A 22,583-nucleotide genomic window follows, 5' to 3' on the forward strand; every position below is an offset into this window, starting at 1 on the left:
GGCTCACCGCTGCGGCAGCTCCCGCAGCCGGCCCGCCTCGAGCTCCCACCGGCGGGTGGCCCGAACCTGCGCGAGCATCCGCCGGTCGTGCGTGACCAGCAGCACGGTGCCGGGGAAGGACTCCACCGCCTGCTCGAGCTGGACGATCGCGGGCAGGTCCAGGTGGTTGGTCGGCTCGTCGAGCACCAGCAGGTTCACCCCGCGGGCCTGCAGGAGGGCGAGCGCGGCCCGGGTGCGCTCGCCGGGGGAGAGCGAGGCCGCGGGGCGCACCGCGTGCTCCCCGCCCAGCCCGAACTTCGCCAGCAGCGTGCGCACCTCGGCCGCGGGCCACTGCGGCACCAGCTCGCCGAACGCCGTCGCCAGCGGCTGCGCGCCCCCGAACAGGGCGCGCGCCTGGTCCACCTCGCCGACGGCGACCGAGGCGCCCAGCGCGGCCCGCCCCTCGGCGGGGGCCAGCCGGCCGAGCAGCACGGCGAGGAGGGTGGACTTGCCCGCCCCGTTCGCGCCGGTGACGACGATCCGGTCGCCGTAGTCCACCTGGGCCGTGACGGGGCCGAAGGTGAAGCCGCCGCGGCGCACCACCACGCCGTCGAGCGTGGCCACGACGCTGCCGCTGCGCGGGGCGGCCGCGATGGACATCCGCAGCTCCCACTCCTTGCGCGGCTCCTCGACCCGCTCGAGCCGCTCGATGGCCCGCTCGGTCTGGCTGACCTTCGCCGCCTGCTTCTCGGTGCGCGCGACCGCGTGCGCCTTGACGTGCTTGTCCGGTTCGCGGCGCGCGGCCTTCTTGCGGGCGTTGCGCACGCCCTTGTCCACCCAGGACTTCTGCATCTGCGCCCGCGCCCGCAGCTCGGAGAGCCGGTCCGCGTAGTCCTCGTACGCCTCGCGCGAGTGCCGGCGCGCCAGCTCCCGCTCGGCCAGGAAGGACTCGTAGCCGCCGTCGTAAACGCTGACCTGCTGCTGGGCGAGGTCCAGCTCGACGACGCCGGTCACCGTGCGGGCGAGGAACTCCCGGTCGTGGCTGACGACGACGAGCGGGGCCCGCGACCCGGCGACGAACCGCTCCAGGCGCTCGAGCCCGGCGAGGTCGAGGTCGTTGGTCGGCTCGTCGAGGAGTAGGATGTCGTGGCGGGAGAGCAGCAGCGCGGCCAGCGAGGTGCGCGCGGCCTCGCCGCCGGACAGCGTGGCTATCTCCGCGTCGAGCCCGACGCCGAGCCCGACGTCGGCGGCCACCTCCTCGGCCCGCTCGTCCAGGTCCGCCCCGCCGAGCGCGAGCCACCGGTCGAGGGCGGCGGCGTACGCGTCGGCGGTCGCGGCGTCGTCGGGGCGGGCGCCCAGGTCGTGAGCCCCGCGCTCCATCGCGGCCGTGGCCGCCGCCACCCCGGTGCGCCGGTGCAGCAGCTCGAGGACCGTCTCGCCGGGACGGCGCTCGGGCTCCTGGGCGAGGTAGCCGACGGTCGCCTCCGGCGGGGCCAGCGTGGCGCGGCCGGAGGTCTCCGCGCCGGTGGGGAGCCCGGCGAGCGCGGCGAGCAGGGTCGACTTCCCCGCCCCGTTGGCGCCCACCAGCCCCCACACGTCCCCGGGCGCGACGGTGAACGAGAGGTCGGAGAACAGGCGGCGGGCGCCGCGGGCGGCGCCGAAGCCGGCGACGTGGAGGGTGGCGGGCACGCCTCCGAGGGTACGGGGCCGCGTTACAGGTTCCGGTCCGCGTAGGCGCGCATCGCGTCACGCACGTAGCGCGCGCCGTCCTCGCCGCCGTAGTTGGCGGCGAAGCGCGGGTCGGCCACGTACATGTCGCCGAGCCCCAGGAAGTACTCCTTGGAGACGGCGCCCACCATCGGCGCCATCAGCCACTCGTGGTGCCGGCGGACGACGTCCTGCACCTCGTCGGCGTCCGGGGCGAGGCCGCGGTCCCGGACCCGGGCGTAGTCGGCGGCGATGTCCACGTGCCGCCGCCCGAAGGCGCGCCGCTCCTCGTCGGAGAGCCCCCGGTACCAACGGTCGCTCCGCGCGTAGGCCTCCCGGCCCCACCGGTGCTCGACCTCCTCCCGGTACGCGGTGTGGTCGAAGCCGTCGAACATCTCCTCCGCCATGAGCGGTTCACCTTCCTTGCGTCGTTGGATCGTTCGGGTCACGGACGTGATCTGCCGCTCCAGGCGGTCCTTCTCCTGCCGCAGCAGGGTCAGGTGCGTCTGGAGGGCGGCGACGACGTCGTGCCGGCCGGCGAGCACCTCGGCGATGGCCGGCAGGCCGAGGCCGAGCTCCCGCAGCAGCAGGATCCGCTGCAGCCGCAGCAGGGCCGCCTCGTCGTAGAAGCGGTACCCGTTCGCGCCGGTGCGCGACGGCGTCAGGAGCCCGGCGTCGCCGTAGTGCCGCAACGTCCGGCTCGTCGTCCCGGTCGCCCGGGCGACCTCGCTGATCGACCATTCCATCGCTGCGCCCTCCGTCCGGGCACCAGCATGGCGGTTGACGCAACGTCAAGGTCAACACCGTCGCGCGCTGTGCGTGGGCCCGCCGCGGGTGACCGGGGTGCGGTGGGGTGTCCGGACGTGCGGCGGCCGCGCTCCCGGCGGGCGGGGCGCGGCCGGGGGCGAACTGTCAGAGGGCGGAGGCCCCTCAGAGGTGGCCGGTCGCGACGACCTGGTGGGTGCGGGCCGTCCGCAGGTCGAACATGGCGTACCCGGCGACCAGGGCCAGGCAGACCGCGGGGACGATGTAGGCGACGTTGGCGCTGGTCGCGTCCATCAACCGGCCCTGGACCAGCGGCAGCAGCGCGCCGCCCAGGATGGCCATGACGAGGCCGGCGGCGCCGAACTTGGTGTCGTCGCCCAGCCCCTGCAGGGCGACGCCGTAGATGGTCGGGAACATCAGGGACAGCGAGACGGAGATCGCCACGACGGCGAAGAGACCGACGAGGTTGGGGGAGAAGACCCCGATGAGGGCGAGGACGACGCCCAGCGACCCCATGGCGAAGAGCAGCTTCGTGGGCCGGAAGATGCCGAGCAGGTACGTCATGACGAACCGGGCGATGAGGAAGAGGATGAGGCTGGCCTGGAGGAACCACCCCGAGCGGGCCACCGGGATCCCCACCACCTCCTGGGCGTACTGGATCGTGAACGTCCACGTGCACACCTGGGCGGCGACGTTGAAGAACTGCGCGGCGACGCCGTACCGGTAGTGCGGGTTGTGCCACAGGCGGCCCAGGGCGCCCTTGCGCACCTCGGTCGCCTCGCTCCGCTCCGCCGGCGTCGTCATCTTGCGGAAGGCGATGAGCAGCCAGATGAGGAGCAGCACTGCGGCGATGCCCGTGTAGGGCTTGAGCACCAGCGACAGGTCGCTCTGCTCGGCGTGGTGCAGCTGCACCGCCCCCATGGTGGCCTTCGCGGAGTCCGGGGTGATGTTCGGGAGGATGAGCACCGCGCCCATGAGGACGCCGATGTTCGCCCCGACGGGGTTGAACGCCTGGGCGAGGTTGAGGCGCTGGGTGGCGTTCTGCTCGGGCCCCATGGCGATGACGAACGGGTTCGCCGAGGTCTCGAGGATGGACAGGCCGGACGCGAGCACGAAGAGCGCCAGGAGGAAGAAGCCATACTGCAGCAGCCCGGCGGCGGGGATGAACAAGAACCCGCCGAGCGCGGCCAGCCCCAGGCCGGTGAGGACGCCCGTCTTGTAGCCGAAGCGGCGGTTGATGAAGGCCGCCGGGATGGCCAGGGAGAAGTAGGCCCCGTAGTAGGCGAACTGCACCAGCGCCGACTGGAAGTTCGACATCGTGAAGATGTGCCGGAAGACGCCGACGAGCACGTCGGTGAGGTTGGCCGCCGACCCCCACGCGGCGAAGCAGGTGATGAGGAGGGCGAAGGGCACGGCCAGGCCGGGATAGACGAGTGACACCTTGCCGCTGGTGCGTGCGACCGGTTGCTCCTGGGGAACGGCCATGTCCGCCATGTCGACCACCTGCCGTGTCGGGACCCGCGTCTACACGTGTCGCTCACGTCGTGCGGTTACAGGAAAGCACCGCGGACGGGGTCCCGCCATCGGGGGACGGGGGCGGGGGTGGCGCTACTTCTCGGTGAAGAAGCGGAGGTCCGACGGCTCGCGCAGCAGGTCCTCGAGGATCTTGTTGCCCTCGGTGTTGTACGGCTGGCGCATGTGCTCGTTCCAGGCCTCGCGCGAGCGGAACATCTCGAGCATGACCCAGTTGTCCGGGTCGTCCTCGGGCTGGACCAGGTGCATGTACACGCACCCGGGCTCCTCGAGGGTGTGGCGGCGCATGGACTGCAGCTGCGCCTCGGCCTCGGCCTTGCGGTCCGGGCGCGGCTTGATCGTCACCACGAGGAAGAGGGGGCCGCCCTGCTCGCTCATGGCTCTTTCATACTCCTCGCCCGGCACCCGCTCGCGGCGAGGCCTGTCCCCACTTGTGGCCACCGCGCGGCTGCGCCGCTCCCCGGGCGACGCACCCGCGTGGTCCTTATGCTGAGCACGCATGCTGCGCCCGGCGCGTCAAAGACGCGCGTCATCGTCGTCGCGAGGTGAAGCGATGTTCGTCGTGGTCGGGGAAGCACTGGTGGATCTCGTCGGGCAGCGCGGCGGGCGGACCTGGGTCGCGCACCCGGGCGGCAGCCCCGCCAACGTCGCCCTCGGCCTCGCCCGGCTGGGCAACCCGGTCACCCTCGTGACCCGCCTCGGCCGCGACGCCTTCGGGGAGATGGTCCGCGCCCACCTCGAGGACAGCGGCGTGCAGATCGACGCCGGGTCCGACGGTGAGGTCGCCACCAGCCTGGCCATCGCGACGCTCGCCGCCGGGGTCGCCTCCTACGACTTCCGGATCGAGTGGGACCTCGGCGACCTCGCGCCGCTGCCCGTCGAGGCCCGGTGCCTGCACACCGGCTCGCTCGCCACGGCCCTGACGCCCGGCAACGGCCCGGTGATCGACCTCCTCGAGCGCGAGCACGAACGCGGCCGCGCGACGATCTCCTACGACCCCAACGTGCGCCCGGCGCTGCTGGGGGCGCCCGAGGCGGCGCTCGCGGACATCGAGCGGCTCGTGGCCCTGGCCGACGTGGTCAAGGTGAGCGACGAGGACCTGCGCTGGCTCTACCCCGGCCGGCCCGACGAGGACGTCGCGCGCGCGTGGCTCGCCTCGGGCCCCGCGCTCGTGGTGATCACCCGCGGCGGCGAGGGGGTCTTCGCCGTCACCCGGTCCCTGGAGGTCCGGCGCCCCGCCGTCCCCATCGACCTCGTCGACACCGTGGGGGCCGGGGACTCCTTCAGCTCGGGATTGCTCGACGGCCTGCGCCGCGCCGACCTGCTCGGCGGTCCGCGCCGGGAGGCGCTGGCTCAGGTCGACCGCGCCACCCTGCTGAGCATCGTCGACGCCGCGGGCATGGTCGCGGCCATCACCTGCTCGCGGCCCGGGGCGAACCCGCCGACCCGGGAGGAGCTGGACGCCGCGTTCGAGCGGCGGGCCTGACCGCACCCGCCGCTCGCGCGTACCGCGGCCGCCGACCCGGCTACGCCTGGGACGCCACGTGCGTCACGGGCACGTGGAAGTGGTGCTCCAGGCGGTGCGGAAGGTCCTGCCGGAGCCACTTGGACACGTGCGCGGGCAGGGTGGCGACGATGATCTCGTCGACCTGCCGGCGCCGGAGGGCGTGCTTTACGGCCCGGACCGGGTCCGCGTCGCCCACCTCGCCGCCGACCTGGATGGCGTGGGCCGAGAGCTGCTGCAACGCGGTGTCGAGCCGGCCCTGCGCCACCTTGCGGTCGTGCTCGGGGTCCGGGAGGGACGCCACGCCACCCATCGTCGGCATCGGCGGCGGCAGGGGCGCGAGCTCGACCAGGCGGGTGGCGGGGACGACGAGCCAGAAGTCCGCGGGCCCCGCGACGGTCCGCTCCTGGATCGCCTCGGTGAGCTCGCGGCGCCCGAGGGTCTGGTAGGCGACCACCAGGTAGTGCCGCACCGGGGCGGCCGCGGGTGTGCTGCTCTCACTCATAGCGCCCTCGCTCCCGTGAGACAGGCCTCGCCGGGCCGGCCGCCCGGTCGACACCTGCAGAATATCGCCGGACGGCGGTGCCCGCCCGGGCGGTGTCCACCGCCCGTCCACAGGCTCGGGCGCATGCCTGTGCAGATGTGCACAACCCTGTGGACGAAGACGGTGGACAGCCGGCCCTCACGCCGTGGTGACGGCCCCCGTCAGGTGCACCGTCCGGCCGTGCGGGGACCACGCCGCGTACCGCAGCTCCGACCCGTCGTGCACGACGGCGAAGGCCACGGTGGTGGGCAGGAGCACCGGCTTGGCGAACTCCACCGTCCACGTCAGGGCGCCCGCGCGCACGGCGGTGCCGGCCAGCGCCCGCGCCGCCGTGTACATGCCGTGCGCGATCGGGCGGGGGAACCCGAACAGCCGCGCACCGAGCCGGCTGACGTGGATGGGGTTGCGGTCCCCGGAGACGGCCGCGTAGCGCCGCCCGGTGTCCGCCGGCAGCCGCCACACGCCGGTCGCCGCGGTGGGCAGCGCCGGGCGTGGCCGGGTGTCGGCGGCCGGAGCCGGCAGGTCCGGCAGCCGGCGGCGCGCGAGGTAGGTGGACACGCCCCGCCACACCTGCTCCCCGCCGGCGTCCACCGTGACCACGAGGTCCACCAGGGTGCCCTTGGCGTGCGCCCGCACGCCCTCCGCCCAGGCCCGCACGGTCACCGACTCGTCGAGCCGCACCGCGCGGCGCTGCTCGACCCGGTTCGCGGTGTGCACCATCGCGATCGCCGGCAGCGGGAAGTCGGGCCGGACCATGACGGCCATCGCGAGCGGGAAGGCGAGGACGTGGACGTACCCGGGCGGCAGGTCGTCGGTGCCGGGCAGGCCCAGCAGGTGCTGGTAGTCGGCCAGCTGCGCCGGGTCGGCACGCACGGCGTCGACCCGCAGGGCCACCTTGGGCAGGCCCCGCCGGGCCAGCGGGCGGGAGGTGAGCACGAGCGCGCGGCTGCGCCCGACGGCCTGGGCGTACAGCCGTCCCAGGGACGGCATGCGCGCGAGCACCTCCTCGCGATACCCCGCCGGAAGGTGCCGATCCGGTCCCGTGGCCGCGTCCGTGGCGCCGGGACCGGTCTCCGGCGGGCCGGCCGCCTCCCCGCCGCCCGGACCGGCCCCCGCGGGCGCCGGGGCCACCGCGCCGCGCCGCCGGCTCACTGGCCCACCATGAGCTGGCCGCACACCCGCAGCACCTGTCCGTTGATCCCGCCGGCCTGGGGCGAGGCGAGGAACGCGATCGCCTCGGCCACGTCCACCGGCTGCCCGCCCTGCTGCAGGGAGCTGCCGCGGCGGGAGATCTCCCGGGGCACGGGCGGGATGGAGGCGGTCATGTCGGTCTCGATGAAGCCGGGCGCCACCGCGTTCGCCGTGCCGCCGGCCGCCGCGAGCGGGGCCGCCAGCGCCCGGGTCATGCCGATGATGCCCGCCTTGGCGGCGCCGTAGTTGGTCTGCCCGCGGTTGCCGGCGATGCCCGACGTGGACGCGAGGGAGATGATCCGCGGCGCCGCGCCCTGCCCGCCCAGCGTGCCGGGCGCGGCGAAGGTCTCGTTCATCCGCAGCGGCGCGGCGATGTTCACCGCGAGCAGGCCCTCGAACCGGTCCGCGGTCATGTTGGCGAGCAGCTTGTCGCGCAGGATCCCGGCGTTGTGCACGACGACGTCGAGGTGGCCGTAGCGCTCGCGGGCGGCGGCGAGGATGCGCCCGGCGGCGTCGGGCGCGGTGATGTCCAGCTGCAGCGCCGTGCCGCGGACCTCGTTCATCACCGCCGCCAGCGACTCCCCGGCCGCCGGCACGTCCACGCCCAGCACGTGGGCGCCGTCGCGGGCGAGCACCCGGGCGGTGGCCGCCCCGATGCCCCGGGCCGCGCCGGTGACCGCCGCGACGACCCCCTCCAGCGGCCGCGCCCAGTCGGCCGGCTCGGCGCCGCCGGCGGCCACGGGCAGCAGCTGGCCGTCGACGAAGGCCGAGCGGGCAGACAGCAGGAAGCGCAGCCCGCCGCGCACGGACGGCGCGCCGACCTGCAGGTCCTCGGCGAGGACCAGCCCGTTGGCGGTGGCCCCGGTGCGCATCTCCTTGGCGAGGGAGCGCAGGAAGCCGTCGACGCCCTGCCGGGCGGCGGCGACGGCCGGGTCGCCGTCGCCGGTCGCGCCGGGCGCCGGGGCGGTGCGCGAGAGGGTGACGATCCGGGCGCCGGCGGCCATCTGCTTGAGCGCCGGGGCGAGCGCGAGCGCGGGGGCGGCCAGCTGGGCCGGGTGGGTCAGCCCGGTGAGGACGACGACGACCGCGCCCCAGCGGGCGTGGTCGCCCAGCCGCGGGGTGCGGTGGACATCGAGGTCCCAGCCCAGCAGCCCCTCGGCGACCGCGTCGGCGTCGTCGGCGGCGGCCTCGTCGGACAGGACGAGCACCGGGCCGGGTGTCAGCGGCCGGTCGACCGCGTCGGGGTCGGTCCGGCGCAGCCGCACCGGGCGGGGCAGGCCGAGCTTCTTGGCGATCGTGGCGGGCAGGCCGCCGCTGACCAGCTCGAGGTAGGTGTCGCTCACGCCGCCTCCAGGATCATGGCCACGGCCTGCCCGCCGGCCGCGCAGACGGAGATGAGGCCGCGCGCCGGCTCGCCGGGCCGGACCTGGGACTCGCCGCGCTCGTGCAGCAGCTTGGCGAGGGTGCCGACGATGCGCCCGCCGGTCGCGGCGAAGGGGTGCCCGGCCGCCAGGGAGGAGCCGGTGACGTTGAGCCGCTCCCGGTCCACGGGGCCCAGCGGGGCGCCCAGGCCGTTGCGGGCGGCGAAGTCCTCGTCCTCGAAGGCGGCGAGCGTGGCGAGCACGGTGGCGGCGAAGGCCTCGTGGATCTCGACGAAGTCGAAGTCCGCCAGGCTCATCCGCTGCCGGCCCAGCAGCCGCGGGACGGCGTACGCCCCGCCCATGAGCAGCCCCTCGGTGCCGGTGACGAAGTCCACCGCGCCGGCCTGGGCGTCGACGACGTGGGCGAGCACGGGCAGCCCCCGGGCCTCGGCCCACCCGTCGGAGGCGAGCAGCACGGTGGAGGCACCGTCGGACAGCGGGGTGGAGTTGCCGGCGGTCATGGTCGCCGCCGCGCCGTCGGTGCCGTGGGTGCCGAAGACCGGCTTGAGCGTGGCGAGCTTCTCCAGGGAGGTGTCCGGGCGCAGGGACTCGTCCCGGGTCAGGCCCCGGTAGGGGGTGAGCAGGTCGTCGAAGAACCCGCGCTCGTAGGCGGCGGCGAGGCGCTGGTGGGAGGCCAGCGCGAGGGCGTCCTGGTCCTGCCGGGAGACGCCCCACCGCGCGGTCGTCAGCGCCTGGTGCTCGCCCATGCTCAGCCCCGTGCGCGGCTCGGCCACGTCCGGGGCGACCGGCAGCAGGTCCTTGGGGCGCACCGCGGCCAGGGCCCGGAGCCGGTCCGGCACCGTCTTGGCGCGGGCCGCCTTGAGGAGGGCCCGCCGCAGCGGCTCGGAGACGACGATCGGGGCGTCGGAGGCGGAGTCCACGCCGCCCCCCACGCCGACCTCCGCCTGGCCGAGGGCGATCTTGTTGGCCACGCCGACGACCGCCTCGAGCCCGGTGCCGCAGGCGCGCTGGACGTCGTAGGCGGGGGTGCGGGGGTCGAGCGAGGAGCCCAGCACGGCCTCGCGGGCGAGGTTGAAGTTCTTGGGGTGCTTGAGCACGGCCCCGGCGGCGACCTCGTCGAGCCGCTCCCCGGCCAGCCCGAACCGGGCCACGAGGCCCTCGAGCGCGGCCGTGAGCATGTCCTGGTTCGAGGCGCTGGCATACCTGCTCCCGGCCTTGGCGAACGGGATCCGGTTGGACCCGACGACCGCCGCGCGCGCCGGTGCACCGTCGGTCTGGGGAGATGGAGTCACGTCGTCGTCCTCTTCCTGCAGCGGGTGCGGTGCGGACGGGCCGAAGGTCCTGCGCGGTCCGGGCACCATTGCGATACCGACAGTACCTGATACTGTCGGTATCGTGATACCCGTCACAGACGACGATCTGGCCGGCGCTCCGTCCGGCGGAGGCGCCCCGCCGCGCCGCGGCCCCGGCGGGCCCGCCGTCGGGCACCCCGAGCCCGGCGAGCTGACGGCGGACGGGCGCGCCACCCGCTGGGCGGGGCACCGCACGTCCCGGCGCACGGAGCTGGTCCGGGCGGCCCGCCGGGCCGTCCACCGGCTCGGCCCGGACCTGTCGATGGAGGAGATCGCCTCCGAGATCGGCACCTCCAAGTCCATCCTGTACCGCTACTTCACCGACAAGACCGGCCTGCAGACCGCCGTCGGGCACGCGGTCCTCGACCGCATGCGCGCCGCGCTGGAGGGGGCCGCCGGGCGGGCGGGCGGCTCGCGCGAGCAGATCACCGCGATGGTGACCGTCTACCTCGAGATGGTGGCGTCCTCGCCGCACGTGTACGCGTTCGTCACCCGGCCGGAGGGCACCTCCCAGGCGGGCGAGCTGCGCGGCTTCGTCGCCGAGGTCAACGACCTCGTGGCCGCCTCGCTCCTGCCCGCGCTGCGCGGCGGTGAGGAGGGGGCCGATCTGGACGACGAGACCCTCGCCGTGGCCCAGCTGTGGGCCTCCGGTGTCGTGGGCCTCGTGCGCGGGGCCGCCGAGCGCTGGGTCGGCGAGCAGGTCGACGACGCCGCCGTGGGCGTCGACGCCGCGTTGGCCCGCATGACCCAGCAGGAGCTCGCCGCCCACCTGGCGGCCTGGCTGTGGGACGGCGCCGTCGGCGTCACCCGTCGGGCCCGCCGCCGTACCTGACACCGACCGAGGGGAACCGGAGCATGAGCATCACGACCAGACCCGAGGGCACGACCACGCGGGTCCCGGGCGCGCCGTCCGCCGCCACCCCGGCCGGCCCCGGGCCGGCCCCGGCCGCGGGCGAGCGGCTCGACGTCGAGGCGCTCGGCCGCCTGCTCGACGGGCGGTGGGCGGACCTGCGGCGCGCCTCCCGGGACCTGGCCCTCGACCCGGCGTTCCGGAAGGTCGAGGGCCTGCCGCTGGCCGAGCACCGCGAGCGCGCCCTCGGCCAGCTGCGCACCCTCGCCGGGCGCGGCGTGGTCCACCGGGCCTACCCGGCGCGCTTCGGCGGGGCGGAGGACCCCGGCGGCAACCTCGCCTGCTTCGAGGAGCTCGCGGTGGTCGACCCGTCGCTGCAGATCAAGGCGGGGGTGCAGTGGGGCCTGTTCGGCGCCGCCGTCCTGCACCTGGGCACCGCCGAGCACCACGGCCGGCTGCTGCCCGGCATCATGGACCTGACCGTGCCGGGCTGCTTCGCCATGACCGAGGTCGGGCACGGGTCGGACGTCGCCGCGCTGACGACCACCGCCACCTACGACCCGGCCACCGAGGAGTTCGTCCTCCACACCCCCCTCGCCGCGGCCCGCAAGGAGTACCTGGGCAACGCCGGGCAGCACGGCACCGCCGCCGTCGTCTTCGCCCAGCTCATCACCCGCGGCGTCAACCACGGGGTGCACGCCTTCTACGTCCCGGTCCGCGCCGCCGGCCCCGACGGCACGCTGACGTACCTGCCCGGCGTGGGCGGGCGCGACGACGGCCTCAAGGGCGGCCTCAACGGCGTCGACAACGGCCAGCTGTGGTTCGACCACGTGCGCGTGCCGCGCGCGAACCTCCTCAACCGCTACGGGGACGTGGCCGCCGACGGCACCTACACCTCGCCCATCGCCAGCCCCGGGCGCCGCTTCTTCACCATGCTCGGCACCCTGGTGCAGGGTCGGGTCTCCCTCTCCGGCGCGGGGGTGAGCGTGGCCAAGGCCGCGCTGGCCATCGCGGTCGCCTACGGCCTGGAGCGACGCCAGTTCACCGGCGCCGACGAGCACGAGGAGGTCGTCCTGCTGGACTACCAGCAGCACCAGCGCCGCCTGCTGCCGCTGCTGGCGCGGACCTACGCCGCCGCCTTCGCCCACCACGAGCTGCTCGAGCGGTTCGACGACGTCTTCTCCGGGGCCCACGACACCGACGCCGACCGCCAGGACCTCGAGACCCTCGCCGCGGCCGCCAAGCCGCTGAGCACCTGGCTCGCCCTGGAGGTGCTGCAGGAGGCCCGGGAGGCCTGCGGCGGCGCCGGGTTCCTCGCCGAGAACCGCCTGGTGGGGCTGCACCAGGACCTGGACGTGTACGTGACGTTCGAGGGCGACAACACCGTGCTGCTGCAGCTCGTCGGCAAGCGGCTGCTCACCGACTACGGCAAGGGCCTGGCCAAGGTCGACATCGCCGGCGCCGCCCGCTACGTCGCCGCCCGCGCCGCCGACATGACGCTGCACCGCACCCCGCTGCGGCGCGCCGCGCAGTCGGTGCGCGACTCCGGCTCCCGGGCCCGCTCGGCCGGGCACCTGCGGGAGGCCGACGCCCAGCGCGAGCTGCTGGAGGACCGGGTGGAGGCCATGATCGCCGAGATCGCCCAGGCGCTGCGCCCGGCCCGCAAGGCCGGCCCCGCCCAGGCCGCCGCGCTGTTCAACGCCCACCAGCACGAGCTCGTCGAGGCCGCCCGCGCCCACGGCGAGCTGCTGCAGTGGGAGGCGTTCACGGCGGCCCTGCCGCGGGTGCGCGACGCGCGCACCCGCGAGGTGCTCACCACCCTGCGCGACCTGCTCGGGCTGACGCTCATCGAGAAGAACCTCGCCTGGTACCTCATGAACGGGCGCCTGACGGCGCAGCGGGCCAAGACGGTGACCAGCTACGTCGACCGGCTGCTGGTGCGGCTGCGCCCGCACGCCCGCGACCTCGTCGAGGCGTTCGGGTACACGCCCGCGCACCTCGGCGCCACGATCGCCACCGGGGCGGAGGCCGAGCGGCAGCGCGAGGCGCGGGAGTACTTCCGCCGGCTGCGCGCCGCCGGGCTCGAACCGGTCAACGAGAAGGAGCTGCACGCCAGCCAGCAGAAGTCCGGCCTCGCCGCGCCGCCCGACTGACCCCCGGGAGACGTCCCGAGGCGCGCGAGCGGTGACCGAGCGCACCGGACGCGCCGAAGCGCCCGGCATCACCAGGCCCGAGACGCCCCGGAGGCGAGGGCCGGCGGGATGATGGGCCCGTGCGCAGCGCCGTCGACGTGTGGCTCCTCGAGCCGCCCCAGCGGGTGCCCGACCCCGCCGGCCTCGACGACGCCGAGCGCGAGCGGGCCGCCCGCCTGCCCGTACCCCAGGCCGCCCGCTTCGTCGCCGCGCGGCGCCAGCTGCGCGCGGCCGTGGCGGAGCGGCTCGGGCTGGGCCCGGCCGAGGTCCCGCTCGTCGCGACCTGCGCGGTCTGCGGCGGGCCGCACGGCCGCGTCCGGGTGGACCTGGCGGGGGCGCCGTCGGTGAGCGTGACCCGGTCCGGGCCGCTGCTCGCGGTCGCCGTCGGTGGGCCGGACCCGCTCGGCGTCGACGTCGAGAGCGCGGCGGCCGTCGCCGCCGCCCCGCTCGACGACGTCGCCCTCGCGCCGGCTGAGCTGGCGCACCTGCGCGGCCTGGCGGACCCCGCCCGCGCCCCCTTCCGGCTGCGCACCTGGGTGCGCAAGGAGGCGACCCTCAAGGCGCTCGGCACCGGGCTGGACCTCGCCCCGGCCGACCTCGAGCTCGCGGTGCCCGGCCGGGCCCCGCGGCTGCTCCGCCCGGCGGGCCCGCCCGGCCCGACCGCGCTCGCCGTCGGCCTCCGCGACCTGGTCCTGGGCACCGGGCGGGCGGGGGCGGTCGCCGTCCTCGGGGCCGGCGCCCCGACCGTCCGGCAGCACGACGGCGCGGCGCTCCTCACCGCGCGCTCCTGACCGCGCCCCGGGTGAGGTCAGGACCAGAGCGGCCGGGCCTTCTTCAGTGCCCGCTGCCACGCCCGGCCCAGCCGCGCCACCTGCGCCTCGGCCACGTCCGCCTCCTGCTGGGAGGCCACCCCCAGGGCGAACCCGGCCACCCCCGCGGTCGCGTCCTGACCGGCGGCCCGGGTCAGGTGCTCCCGGGCGACCACGGCGTCCTGGAACTCCCCGAGCAGGTCCTGCAGGTCGTCGAGCCGGTTCAGCGCCCGCCCGGTCTTCTTCGGCGCCAGCGGCTTGGCCACCTCCACGGCGTAGCGCAGCCGCTTCGCGGCCTTGCGGACCCCGTGCACGGCGGCGTCGCGCTCCGCCGGTGCGGGGGCCGCGTCGACGTCGCGGCGCCGGCCGGCGACCTTCTTCGCCAGCCGCCGCAGCGGACGTGCCACGTCGCCCCGGGCGAGGTCGGGCGCGCCGGGACCGGCGAGGTCGCCGACGAGCGCCTCGAGGGCGTCGAGCAGGCCGAGGTACCGGTCGGAGTCGAGCGCGGCGACGACGTGCTCGCGGGCCGCGGCGCCCCGCTCGGTGAAGTAGGCCGCCAGGCGCGCCCGCCCGGCCTCCGCGCCCGGCGTGGCGGTCGCGGCGACCCGCGCGTCGAGGCGGGCGCGCTGGACCTCGACGTCGCGGGCCTCGCTCAGCCGCTGGCCCAGCCACCGCAGCTCGTCCTCCAGCGGGTCGGCCCGCTCGGCCAGGCCCAGGGCCGGCGCGTACGCGCGCAGGGCGCTGCGCAGGCGCCGGCTCGCCTTGCGCATCGCGTGGACGGACTCGGGGACGTCGCGCCGGGCGCCGACGTCGGCGAGCACCAGGTGCTCCAGCTCCCGCCGCAGGTACCCGCCCAGCACGCCCGCCTCGGCCGGCCGGGCAGGCAGCGCGGCCCCGTCGGCCGCGCTGATCGCGTGGTGCAGCTTGGAGGGGGAGGCGGACCGCTCGATGCCGGCGGCGGCGAGCCGCGCGCTCAGGGCGTCGGCCACGGCGCCGTCGCCGGCGAGATCCTCGACCTCGATCTCCCGCCACCGCTGGGCCCCGGCGTGCCCGCCGACGACGGCGCGCACGCGGTCCTCGACCACCTCGGCCTGCGGGCGGCCGCCGGCGTCGACGAGCTCGCGGCGGTGACGCTCGGTGCTGATCTGGGCGACCGGGACCAGCGGCTGGCGGCGGACCACGCCCGTGAGGAGCTGCACCAGCGCCACCGGCGGGGCGCTCCCGGCGGCGAGGCCAAGCCGCACCTCGGTGCGCACCGGGGCGCCGCCGGCGCCGGTGCCGGCCGGGATCTTGAGGTGCCAGCCCGCGTCGGGCCCGCCCTCCCGGCGGCGCAGGGTCAGCCCGAGGCGCAGGAGCCGCAGGTCGCGGGTGTCGAAGTACTGCGCCCTCAGGGCGTCCACCGCGGACGGCGCGCCCGCGGTGGCGGGCAGCCCGTCCAGCCCCGGCAGCGACTGCCCGGGCCGGAGCACGTACTTGCGCTCGATCTCGGGCACCGACGCCGGTTCCGTCCCGCTCACGACGGCTCCCTCCTCCGGCCCCGGCGGCTTCGCGCAGGTCCGCCCCGGGGCGCTCGACGAGGGCATCGTCCCAGAGGCGCCGCCGTCCCGGAAGGTCCCGGGCGACCTACGCCCGCGCCGGCAGCGGCGGCAGCTCGGGCCGGTCCAGCCAGGCGGTGAGCAGGTCCGCGACGGCTTCGGCCCGCCGCTCGCCGCCGGACCGCGCGGCGTGCTCGCCCGCCAGGGCGCGGAAGTCCGCCGTCGTGACGCTGCGGCCGGCGAAGCGGTCCGTCCAGTCCCGCACCAGCGCGAAGAACGCCTCCTCGCCCAGGGTCAGGCGCAGGGCGTGCAGGGCCAGGGCGCCGCGCTTGTAGACCCGGTCGTCGAAGATGTTCTCGGGCCCGGGGTCGGCCAGCACGAGGTCCTCGTCCAGCCCGGCGAGTCGCTCGTGCCAGGTGCGGGCGAGGGCGTCGGTGTCCGGGCCGCCGGCGTGGGGGGACCACAGCCACTCCGCGTAGCAGGCGAAGCCCTCGTTGAGCCAGATGTGCTGCCAGGTGGCCACCGAGACGGAGTTGCCGAACCACTGGTGCGCGAGCTCGTGCGGCACGAGCCGCTCGTCGCCGTCGGCCGGGTCGACGTGGTTGGCGCCGAAGACCGAGATGCCCTGCGCCTCGACCGGGATCTCGAGGTCGTCGTCGGTGAAGACGAGCGTGTAGGCGTCGAACGGGTAGGGCCCGAAGAGCCGGGCCAGCTCGGCCACGAGCTCACCGTGCCGGGCGAGCAGCCGCGCCGCGTCCTTGCGCAGCGCGGCCGGCACGAGGGCCCGCTGGGGCACCGGCCGGTCGGCGAGCGTGACCTCCTGGTACCGGCCGATCTGCACGGTCGCGAGATAGGCGGCGGTGGGGTGGCGCTCCTCGTAGACCCAGGTGGTGGTGCCCGCCCGGGCCGTGCGCGCGACCAGCTGGCCGTGGGCGAGGACGTGGTAGGCGCTCTCGGTGGTCACCGCGGTGCGGTAGGTGGCCCGGTCCGCGGGCCGGTCGTTGCAGGGGAACCATGACGAGGCCCCGATCGGCTGGCTGGCGACCAGGGCGCCGTCGGTCAGCTCCTCCCAGCCCACGGTGCCCCAGGCGCTGGGCACGGGCTCGGGGTGCCCCTCGTAGCGCACCGACACCTCCAGCAGGTCCCCCGCCGCGACGGGGGCGGCCAGCCGGAGCCGCAGCCGGTCGCCGCGGTGGCTGTACCGGGCCAGCTCGGCGCCGGCGACGCTGACCGCCTTGACCCGCAGCCCGGCCAGGTCGAGCACCACCGCGCGCAGGTCCGTCAGGGCCCGCACGCGCAGCCCGGCGGTGCCCGCCAGCCGGTTGCTGGCCACCCGGTAGGACAGGTCCAGGTCGTAGTGCTCGACGTGGATGTCGCCGGACCCGTGCGGGTCGTACGGGTCGGTGCTCACGTGGCCTCCTCGTGCCAGGGGCTGATCGGGTTGCCGGCCCACCGGGTGCTGGCCGGCACGCCCTCGCCGCGCATGACCAGCGAGCCCGGGCCCACGCAGCTGCCGGCCCCGAGCACGGCGGCCGGCAGGATCACCCCGTGCGGACCCAGGGTGGCGCCGGGGTCCAGGGTGGCGGTGTCCAGGCTCATGATGCGGTCGTGGAAGAGGTGCGTCTGCACCACGCAGCCGGGGCCGATGGCGGCGCCGTCGCCCAGCCGGACCAGGTCGGCCTCGGGCAGCCAATAGGTCTGCAGCCACACCCCGCGGCCGATCCGCGCCCCCATCCCGCGCAGCCACCACACCAGGGCGACGGTGCCGGTGACGGCGTCGGCCAGGAACGGGGCGGCGAGCATCTCGGTGAAGGTGTCCGCGAGCTCCCCGCGCCAGACGAACGCGCTCCACAGCGGGTGCTCGCCCGGGCGCACCCGGCCCACGAGCACCCGCTTGGCCGCGACGGTGAGCAGCCCCGCGACCGCGCCGGCGCCCAGCAGCACCACGCCGCCCAGCGCCGCGGCCGCGCCCCACCCGGCGGCGAGCACGATCGCCTGCAGCGCGAGCACGATCCCCAGCGCGAGGACCCCGACGAGCAGGGCGGGCACGGCCCGCGCGGCCTCGACGGCGCCGCGGGCCCGGCGCAGCCGGGCGGGCGGGGAGTAGGTGCGCTCGCCGTCGTCCAGGGTGGCCGCGCGGGGCAGCAGCACCGGCGGGCTGCCGAGGTAGCTCGACCCGGCGCGGGTCTTGGCCGGGGTGGCGGAGAGGACGGCGACCAGCCCGTTCTTCGGCACCGTGCGGCCCGGTGCGGTCATGCCCGAGTTGCCCAGGAAGGCCCGCCGGCCGACCTTGGCGCGGGCCACGCGGACCCAGCCGCCGCCGAGCTCGTAGGGCGCGACCATGGTGTCGTCGGCGAGGAACGCCCCGGTCTTGACGCGCATCATGCTGGGCAGGCCGATGACGGTGGAGGCCTCGACGTCGTCGCCCACCTTGGCCCCGAGCAGCCGCAGCCACGCCGGGGTGACCACCGAGGAGTACAGCGGGAACAGGGCGGTGCGCGCCGAGTCCATGAGCCGCTCGGTGCACCAGGCCTGCCAGCCCACCCGGGAGCGGACGGGGTGGAAGCCCTCGGTCAGGCCGGTGGCGAGCAGCCGGACCCCGGCCACCACGGCGAGGGCGTACAGCAGGTAGGCCAGCGCGGTGGCCCCCACGCCGGCCAGCAGCGCCGGCCCGGCGGCGGCGGCCAGCGTCGGCGCCCCGCGCACGGCCAGGCCGACCAGCACGAGGGGGACGGCGACGGCGAGCACCGGCAGCGCGGCCACCACCGCGGCGCCCGCGGCATAGGCCGCGACCCATCCGCGCGGCGCGGCCGGGCGTTCCGGCGGCCAGGGGTGGCGGGCCGAGTGCACCCGGGCCGCGGGCGAGCCGGCCCAGTACTCGTCCTCCCCGGTGCGCCCGTGCACCGCCGAGCCGGGTGCGACGTCCGTCCCGGCGCCGACCCGGGCCCCGGGGTACAGGACGCTGCGCGCCCCCACGGTGGCCCGCGGCCCGACGACGATGCGCCCGATGCGCAGGACGTCGCCGTCGACCCAGTGCCCGGACACGTCCACCTCCGGCTCGATCGCGCACTCGCGGCCGAGTGTGAGCAGGCCGGTCACCGGCGGCACGGCGTGCAGGTCGACCCCGCGGCCCACCCGCGCCCCGAGGGCCCGGGCGTACAGGCCCACCCACGGGGCGGTCGCCGTCGTCACGGCCCCGAACCCCTCGGCCAGCCGCTCGGCGGCCCACAGCCGCAGGTGCACGGCGCCGCCGCGGGGGTAGGCGCCGGGGCCGACGCCGGCCAGGAGCAGCCGCGCGCCCAGGGCGCTGACGCCCATGCGGCCGAGCGGGCTGACGGTGAGCAGCCACCCGGCCGCGACCCACCACCACGACACCGGCAGCGCCCAGGGGACCTGCCAGGCCCAGGCGAGCACGTTGTTCATCGCCGCCAGCGCGGTGAGCCAGCGCAGCGCGACGAGGGTGCGCAGCGGCACGAGCGCGAGGAGCTGGGCCGCCTGGCTGCCCACCGGCACCGGCCTCGGGACCGGGGCGGTGCCGAGGTCCGCGGCGGTGGCGTCCGGGGCGGGGTAGGTCGCCTCGAGGTGGGCGGCGAGGTCGCCGACCTCCGGGTACCGGTAGACCTCGGCGACGGTGACCTCGGGGTAGCGCACCCGGAGCGCGGAGACGAGCTGGGCGGCGGTCAGCGAGCTGCCGCCGTGGGAGAAGAAGTCGTCCTCCGGGCCGGCCGGGTGCACGCCGATGACGGCGGCCCACTGCTCCCCGATCCAGGCCGCGGTGCCGGTCAGGGCCGAGACGCGCTCGGTGGCGCCCAGGCCGGGCAGCGGCCAGGGCAGGGCGTCGCGGTCGACCTTGCCCGACGTGCGGGTGGGGATCTCCTCGACGACGGCGAGCAGCGGGATCATCGACGCCGGCAGCTCCTCGCGCAGGGCGTCGAGCAGCACCGTGGTGTCCAGGCCGTCGGGCCCGGCGGGCACCACGTAGCCGACGAGCACCGCCGTGCCGGCGGCGGTGTGCTTGACCGCGGCCGCCGCGGCGCCCACCCCGGGCAGGGCGAGCAGGGCGGCGTCGACCTCGCCGAGCTCGATGCGCCGGCCGTTGACCTTCACCTGGTCGTCGGCGCGGCCCACGAACACCAGGCCCGCCCGGTCGAGCTGGACGAGGTCCCCGCTGCGGTAGGCGCGCTCCCAGCCCAGCGCCGGCACGGGGGCGAACTTGGCGGCGTCGAGGGCGGGGTCGAGGTACCGGGCCAGGCCCACCCCGCCGATGATGAGCTCGCCGGTCTCGCCCTCGGCGACCGGCTGCCCCGCGGCGTCGACGACGGCGAGGTCCCAGCCGTCCTGCGGCAGGCCGATGCGCACCGGCTCGCCGGGCTCGAGCCGGGCGGCGCACGCGATGACGGTGGCCTCGGTGGGGCCGTAGGTGTTCCACAGCTCCCGGTCCGGGCGCGCCAGGCGGGTGGCGAGCTCGGCCGGGATCGCCTCGCCGCCGAAGATCAGCAGCCGCACGCCGTCGAGGGAGTCCACCGGCCACATCCCGGCCAGCGTCGGGACGGTGGAGACCACGGTGATCTCGCGCTCGTGCAGCCACGGGCCGAGGTCGGTGCCGGTGCGCACGAGCGCGCGGGGGGCGGGCACCAGCGCGGCGCCGTGACGCCAGGCCAGCCACATCTCCTCGCAGGAGGCGTCGAAGGCCACCGACAGGCCGGCGAGCACCCGGTCCGCGGGGCCGATGGGGGCGTCGGGGAGGAACAGGCGGGCCTCGGCGTCGACCAGGGCGGCGGCGCTGCGGTGGGTGACCGCCACGCCCTTGGGGCGCCCGGTGGAGCCGGAGGTGAAGATGATCCAGGCGTCGTCGTCGAGGCCGGGAGGCTCGGGCGACTGCGGCGACCGCGGCGACCGCGGCGACTGCGGCGGCTCGACGGCTCCGGCCGCGGCGGATGGTCCAGACGCCATGGCGAGGGGCCACGGCCCCGCCGGGCGCCGTGACCAGGTGGTGCCGTCGGGGCGGGTGAGGTGGCCGTCGTCGTGGACGACGCCGAGGACGCCCGCCTCCTCCCACACCAGCGCCGCGCGCTCGTCGGGGTCGTCGGCGTCCACGGGGACGTAGGCGGCCCCGGCGTGCAGGACGGCGAGGATGGTCAGGTAGAGGTCGACCGTGCCGGAGGTGGCGCGCACGCCCACCCGGTCCCCGCGCCGCACGCCGGCCGCGGCCAGCCGGGCGGCGCGCGCCTCGACCGCGCCGCGCAGCGCGGCGTAGGTGAGCTCCTCGTCGCCGTCGTCGATCGCCAGGGCGGTGGGGTGCCGCTCGGCGGTGGCGCGAAACACGTCGACGAGGGTGCGCGGGGCCGGGGCACGCGACCCGGCGAGCAACGGGTCGAGCGCGGTGCGCGAGGGTGTCACGGGTCTGACCTGCTTTCTGCGAACGCTGGGCCGCCGTCCGCCGCAGCCGGCCCTCGGGATGGTCTCACGCCCGCTGTGGCGAGGGGCGAGTGGGAAGCGACCGCCGAAGCCGCGCAGCAGCGGCCGCACGGTGGAAGCATGACGGCGTGGACGTCGTCGAGACCCTCCTGCCCGGGGTCGGCATCCGCTACGAGCTGACCACCCGGTCCGGGGTGCTCCTGGGATTCGTCGTGCGCCGCGACGGCCCCGTCGAGGTGGCGGTGTACGACCCGGAAGACCCGGACCGCGCCCGGGAGGTCCTGCACCTGGACGCCGACGAGGCGGACGCCGTCGCCGAGGTCCTCGGCGCCCCCCGCGTGGCCCAGCGCTTCGCCGACATCTCCAAGGAGGTCCCCGGCCTGCACTCCGCCCGGCTGGCCGTCCCGCCCGGCTCGCGCTTCGCCGACCGCCCCCTGGGCGCCACCCGGGCGCGCACCGTCACCGGCTGCTCGGTGGTCGCGATCGTGCGCGACGCCGACGTCGTGGCCGCCCCAGGACCGGAGGAGGTGCTGCGGGAGGGCGACATCCTCGTGGTGCTCGGCTCGGAGGAGGGCCTCGAGCGACTCGGCGCCCTGCTGGCCGAGCACTAGGCCGATGTCCGAGGTCAGCGCGCTGCTCCTCGAGCTCGGCGCGCTGTTCCTCGGGCTCTCGCTCCTGGGCCTGCTGGCCCGCCGCGTCGGGCTGTCCCCTATCCCCCTCGTCCTGCTCGCCGCGCTCGCGCTCGGCGACGGCGGCCTCGTCCCGCTGGAGCAGGCGCGCCCGTTCGTCGAGACCGCCGCCGAGATCGGCCTCGTCATGCTCCTGCTCACCCTGGGCCTGGAGTTCTCCGCCGCCGAGCTGGTCGCCTCCGTGCGCCGCCACTCGCCGTCGGGGCTGGTCGACCTGCTGCTCAACGCCCCGCCCGGGTTTCTGGCCGGGCACCTCCTCGGGTTGCCCTGGCCCGGCGCCCTCGCGCTGGCCGGGATCACATGGGTCTCCTCCTCGGGAATCATCGCCCGGTTGCTCGGCGACCTCGACCGCATCGCGAACCGGGAGACGCCGGCGGTGCTCTCCGTGCTCGTGCTCGAGGACGTCGCGATGGCGCTCTTCCTGCCGCTGCTCGCCGTCGTACTGGCCGGGGCGGGCCCCCTGCGCGCCGCCGCCGGCGTCGCGCTCGCGCTCGGCGCCGTGCTGCTGGTGCTGCGCGCTGCCCACCGCCACGGGCACCGGCTCTCCCGGCTGCTGGCCCACCCCGACGACGAGCAGGTGCTGCTGCGCCTGCTCGCCCTGACCCTGCTCGTGGCGGGGCTGACCCAGACCCTCGGCGCCTCCGCCGCCGTGGGGGCCTTCCTCGTCGGCATCGCCGTCCCGGCCTCCTTCGCCGACCGGGCCCGCACGATCCTCAGCCCGCTGCGCGACCTGTTCGCCGCGACGTTCTTCGTCGCGTTCGGGATGACCATCGACGCCGCCGCCGTGTGGCCGGTGCTGCCCGCGGTGCTGCTGCTGGCCGCCGTCACGGCCGCGACCAAGATTGCCACCGGCTGGTACGCCGCGCGGCGGGACCGGGTGGGCTCGGCCGGCCGGCTGCGCGCCGGCACCGCGCTCATCGCCCGCGGGGAGTTCTCGGTGGTCATCGCCGGGCTCGCGACGGCGGCCGGGGTGGCCCGGGTGGGGCCGGTGGCCGCCGGGTACGTCCTCGTGCTGGCGGTGGCGGGCCCGGTCCTCGCGCGCTTCGCGGACCCGCTGTCGGCCCGCCTGCTGCCCCGGCGCTGACGTCACCGCCACCGACGCCGGGACCGCGGCTGCCGCGGTGCTCTGCCCG

17 protein-coding genes are annotated in these 22,583 nt (G+C 76.5%); 6 read left to right on the plus strand and 11 right to left on the minus strand.

Annotated features, from left to right (window positions below; genetic code table 11):
- Nucleotides 1-3 precede the first annotated feature (3 nt).
- The 4 genes from GD880_RS11330 to GD880_RS11345 all read right to left on the minus strand — a co-directional run bounded on the left by GD880_RS11330 (nucleotide 4) and on the right by GD880_RS11345 (nucleotide 4,362).
- Nucleotides 4-1,668 carry an ABC-F family ATP-binding cassette domain-containing protein gene (locus tag GD880_RS11330; protein WP_152231729.1) on the minus strand — a complete coding sequence of 555 codons (1,665 nt, stop codon included), beginning with the start codon at nucleotides 1,666-1,668 and terminating at the stop codon, nucleotides 4-6.
- Nucleotides 1,669-1,691: 23 nt separating this feature from the next.
- Nucleotides 1,692-2,432, minus strand: coding sequence for a MerR family transcriptional regulator (locus tag GD880_RS11335; RefSeq protein ID WP_152231730.1), 741 nt, complete (start codon nucleotides 2,430-2,432; stop codon nucleotides 1,692-1,694).
- A 184-nt stretch (nucleotides 2,433-2,616) separates the two neighbouring features.
- Nucleotides 2,617-3,945 carry an L-fucose:H+ symporter permease gene (gene fucP, locus GD880_RS11340; RefSeq protein ID WP_152231731.1) on the minus strand — a complete coding sequence of 443 codons (1,329 nt, stop codon included), beginning with the start codon at nucleotides 3,943-3,945 and terminating at the stop codon, nucleotides 2,617-2,619.
- Nucleotides 3,946-4,059: 114 nt separating this feature from the next.
- Nucleotides 4,060-4,362 carry a putative quinol monooxygenase gene (locus GD880_RS11345; protein WP_152231732.1) on the minus strand — a complete coding sequence of 101 codons (303 nt, stop codon included), beginning with the start codon at nucleotides 4,360-4,362 and terminating at the stop codon, nucleotides 4,060-4,062.
- Nucleotides 4,363-4,537: 175 nt separating this feature from the next.
- Between GD880_RS11345 and GD880_RS11350 the strand changes: the two genes are divergently transcribed.
- Nucleotides 4,538-5,470, plus strand: coding sequence for a carbohydrate kinase family protein (locus GD880_RS11350; RefSeq protein ID WP_152231733.1), 933 nt, complete (start codon nucleotides 4,538-4,540; stop codon nucleotides 5,468-5,470).
- A gap of 40 nt (nucleotides 5,471-5,510) precedes the next feature.
- Here GD880_RS11350 and GD880_RS11355 read toward each other — a convergent pair whose 3' ends face one another.
- From GD880_RS11355 to GD880_RS11370, 4 genes are all read right to left on the minus strand, one after another.
- Nucleotides 5,511-5,993, minus strand: a complete 483-nt coding sequence (locus GD880_RS11355) for a hypothetical protein (RefSeq protein WP_152231734.1) — start codon at nucleotides 5,991-5,993, stop codon at nucleotides 5,511-5,513.
- Between the two features lie 177 nt (nucleotides 5,994-6,170).
- A complete protein-coding gene (locus tag GD880_RS11360; protein ID WP_152231735.1) occupies nucleotides 6,171-7,022 on the minus strand; it encodes a MaoC/PaaZ C-terminal domain-containing protein in 852 nt (283 codons plus the stop codon).
- Nucleotides 7,023-7,180: 158 nt separating this feature from the next.
- Nucleotides 7,181-8,566, minus strand: coding sequence for a 3-oxoacyl-ACP reductase (locus GD880_RS11365; RefSeq protein ID WP_152231736.1), 1,386 nt, complete (start codon nucleotides 8,564-8,566; stop codon nucleotides 7,181-7,183).
- Nucleotides 8,563-9,966: an acetyl-CoA C-acetyltransferase gene (locus GD880_RS11370; RefSeq protein ID WP_152231737.1), complete on the minus strand. Its 1,404-nt coding sequence runs from the start codon at nucleotides 9,964-9,966 to the stop codon at nucleotides 8,563-8,565. The genes GD880_RS11365 and GD880_RS11370 overlap by 4 nt, the downstream gene beginning before the upstream one ends.
- Before the next feature lie 34 nt (nucleotides 9,967-10,000).
- On the opposite strand from GD880_RS11370, the gene GD880_RS11375 reads away from it, so the two are divergent.
- The 3 genes from GD880_RS11375 to GD880_RS11385 all read left to right on the plus strand — a co-directional run bounded on the left by GD880_RS11375 (nucleotide 10,001) and on the right by GD880_RS11385 (nucleotide 13,790).
- On the plus strand, nucleotides 10,001-10,789 hold the full coding sequence (locus GD880_RS11375) for a TetR/AcrR family transcriptional regulator (protein WP_226909585.1): 789 nt from the start codon (nucleotides 10,001-10,003) through the stop codon (nucleotides 10,787-10,789).
- Nucleotides 10,790-10,812: 23 nt separating this feature from the next.
- Nucleotides 10,813-12,960, plus strand: a complete 2,148-nt coding sequence (locus GD880_RS11380; protein WP_152231739.1) for an acyl-CoA dehydrogenase family protein — start codon at nucleotides 10,813-10,815, stop codon at nucleotides 12,958-12,960.
- A 119-nt stretch (nucleotides 12,961-13,079) separates the two neighbouring features.
- Complete coding sequence (locus GD880_RS11385; RefSeq protein ID WP_152231740.1) at nucleotides 13,080-13,790, plus strand: 4'-phosphopantetheinyl transferase family protein; 711 nt, start codon at nucleotides 13,080-13,082, stop codon at nucleotides 13,788-13,790.
- A 17-nt stretch (nucleotides 13,791-13,807) separates the two neighbouring features.
- Here GD880_RS11385 and GD880_RS11390 read toward each other — a convergent pair whose 3' ends face one another.
- The 3 genes from GD880_RS11390 to GD880_RS11400 form a co-directional block, all read right to left on the minus strand.
- Nucleotides 13,808-15,325: a CYTH and CHAD domain-containing protein gene (locus tag GD880_RS11390; RefSeq protein WP_226909586.1), complete on the minus strand. Its 1,518-nt coding sequence runs from the start codon at nucleotides 15,323-15,325 to the stop codon at nucleotides 13,808-13,810.
- Between the two features lie 106 nt (nucleotides 15,326-15,431).
- Nucleotides 15,432-16,754, minus strand: coding sequence for a M1 family metallopeptidase (locus GD880_RS11395; protein ID WP_226909587.1), 1,323 nt, complete (start codon nucleotides 16,752-16,754; stop codon nucleotides 15,432-15,434).
- The gene (locus GD880_RS11400) at nucleotides 16,751-20,743 is read right to left on the minus strand and encodes a Pls/PosA family non-ribosomal peptide synthetase (RefSeq protein ID WP_152231742.1); all 3,993 of its coding nucleotides are present in this window, start codon (nucleotides 20,741-20,743) and stop codon (nucleotides 16,751-16,753) included. Before GD880_RS11400 ends, GD880_RS11395 begins: the two co-directional genes overlap by 4 nt.
- Before the next feature lie 146 nt (nucleotides 20,744-20,889).
- On the opposite strand from GD880_RS11400, the gene GD880_RS11405 reads away from it, so the two are divergent.
- Both GD880_RS11405 and GD880_RS11410 read left to right on the plus strand, forming a co-directional pair.
- Complete coding sequence (locus GD880_RS11405) at nucleotides 20,890-21,372, plus strand: cation:proton antiporter regulatory subunit (RefSeq protein WP_152231743.1); 483 nt, start codon at nucleotides 20,890-20,892, stop codon at nucleotides 21,370-21,372.
- Nucleotides 21,373-21,376: 4 nt separating this feature from the next.
- Nucleotides 21,377-22,534, plus strand: a complete 1,158-nt coding sequence (locus GD880_RS11410; RefSeq protein WP_152231744.1) for a cation:proton antiporter — start codon at nucleotides 21,377-21,379, stop codon at nucleotides 22,532-22,534.
- The last annotated feature ends 49 nt before the right edge of the window (nucleotides 22,535-22,583 follow it).

This window comes from Georgenia ruanii (assembly GCF_009193175.1).
GTDB lineage: Bacteria > Actinomycetota > Actinomycetes > Actinomycetales > Actinomycetaceae > Georgenia > Georgenia ruanii.

Coding starts and splice junctions, on each gene's coding strand:
- GD880_RS11345 (WP_152231732.1), bottom strand. CDS start 4,362: ATGAGCGAGCAGGGCGGCCCCCTCTTCCTCGTGGTGACGATCAAGCCG.
- GD880_RS11360 (WP_152231735.1), bottom strand. CDS start 7,022: ATGCCGTCCCTGGGACGGCTGTACGCCCAGGCCGTCGGGCGCAGCCGC.
- GD880_RS11350 (WP_152231733.1), top strand. CDS start 4,538: ATGTTCGTCGTGGTCGGGGAAGCACTGGTGGATCTCGTCGGGCAGCGC.
- GD880_RS11355 (WP_152231734.1), bottom strand. CDS start 5,993: ATGAGTGAGAGCAGCACACCCGCGGCCGCCCCGGTGCGGCACTACCTG.
- fucP (WP_152231731.1), bottom strand. CDS start 3,945: ATGGCGGACATGGCCGTTCCCCAGGAGCAACCGGTCGCACGCACCAGC.
- GD880_RS11410 (WP_152231744.1), top strand. CDS start 21,377: ATGTCCGAGGTCAGCGCGCTGCTCCTCGAGCTCGGCGCGCTGTTCCTC.
- GD880_RS11335 (WP_152231730.1), bottom strand. CDS start 2,432: ATGGAATGGTCGATCAGCGAGGTCGCCCGGGCGACCGGGACGACGAGC.
- GD880_RS11380 (WP_152231739.1), top strand. CDS start 10,813: ATGAGCATCACGACCAGACCCGAGGGCACGACCACGCGGGTCCCGGGC.
- GD880_RS11370 (WP_152231737.1), bottom strand. CDS start 9,966: ATGGTGCCCGGACCGCGCAGGACCTTCGGCCCGTCCGCACCGCACCCG.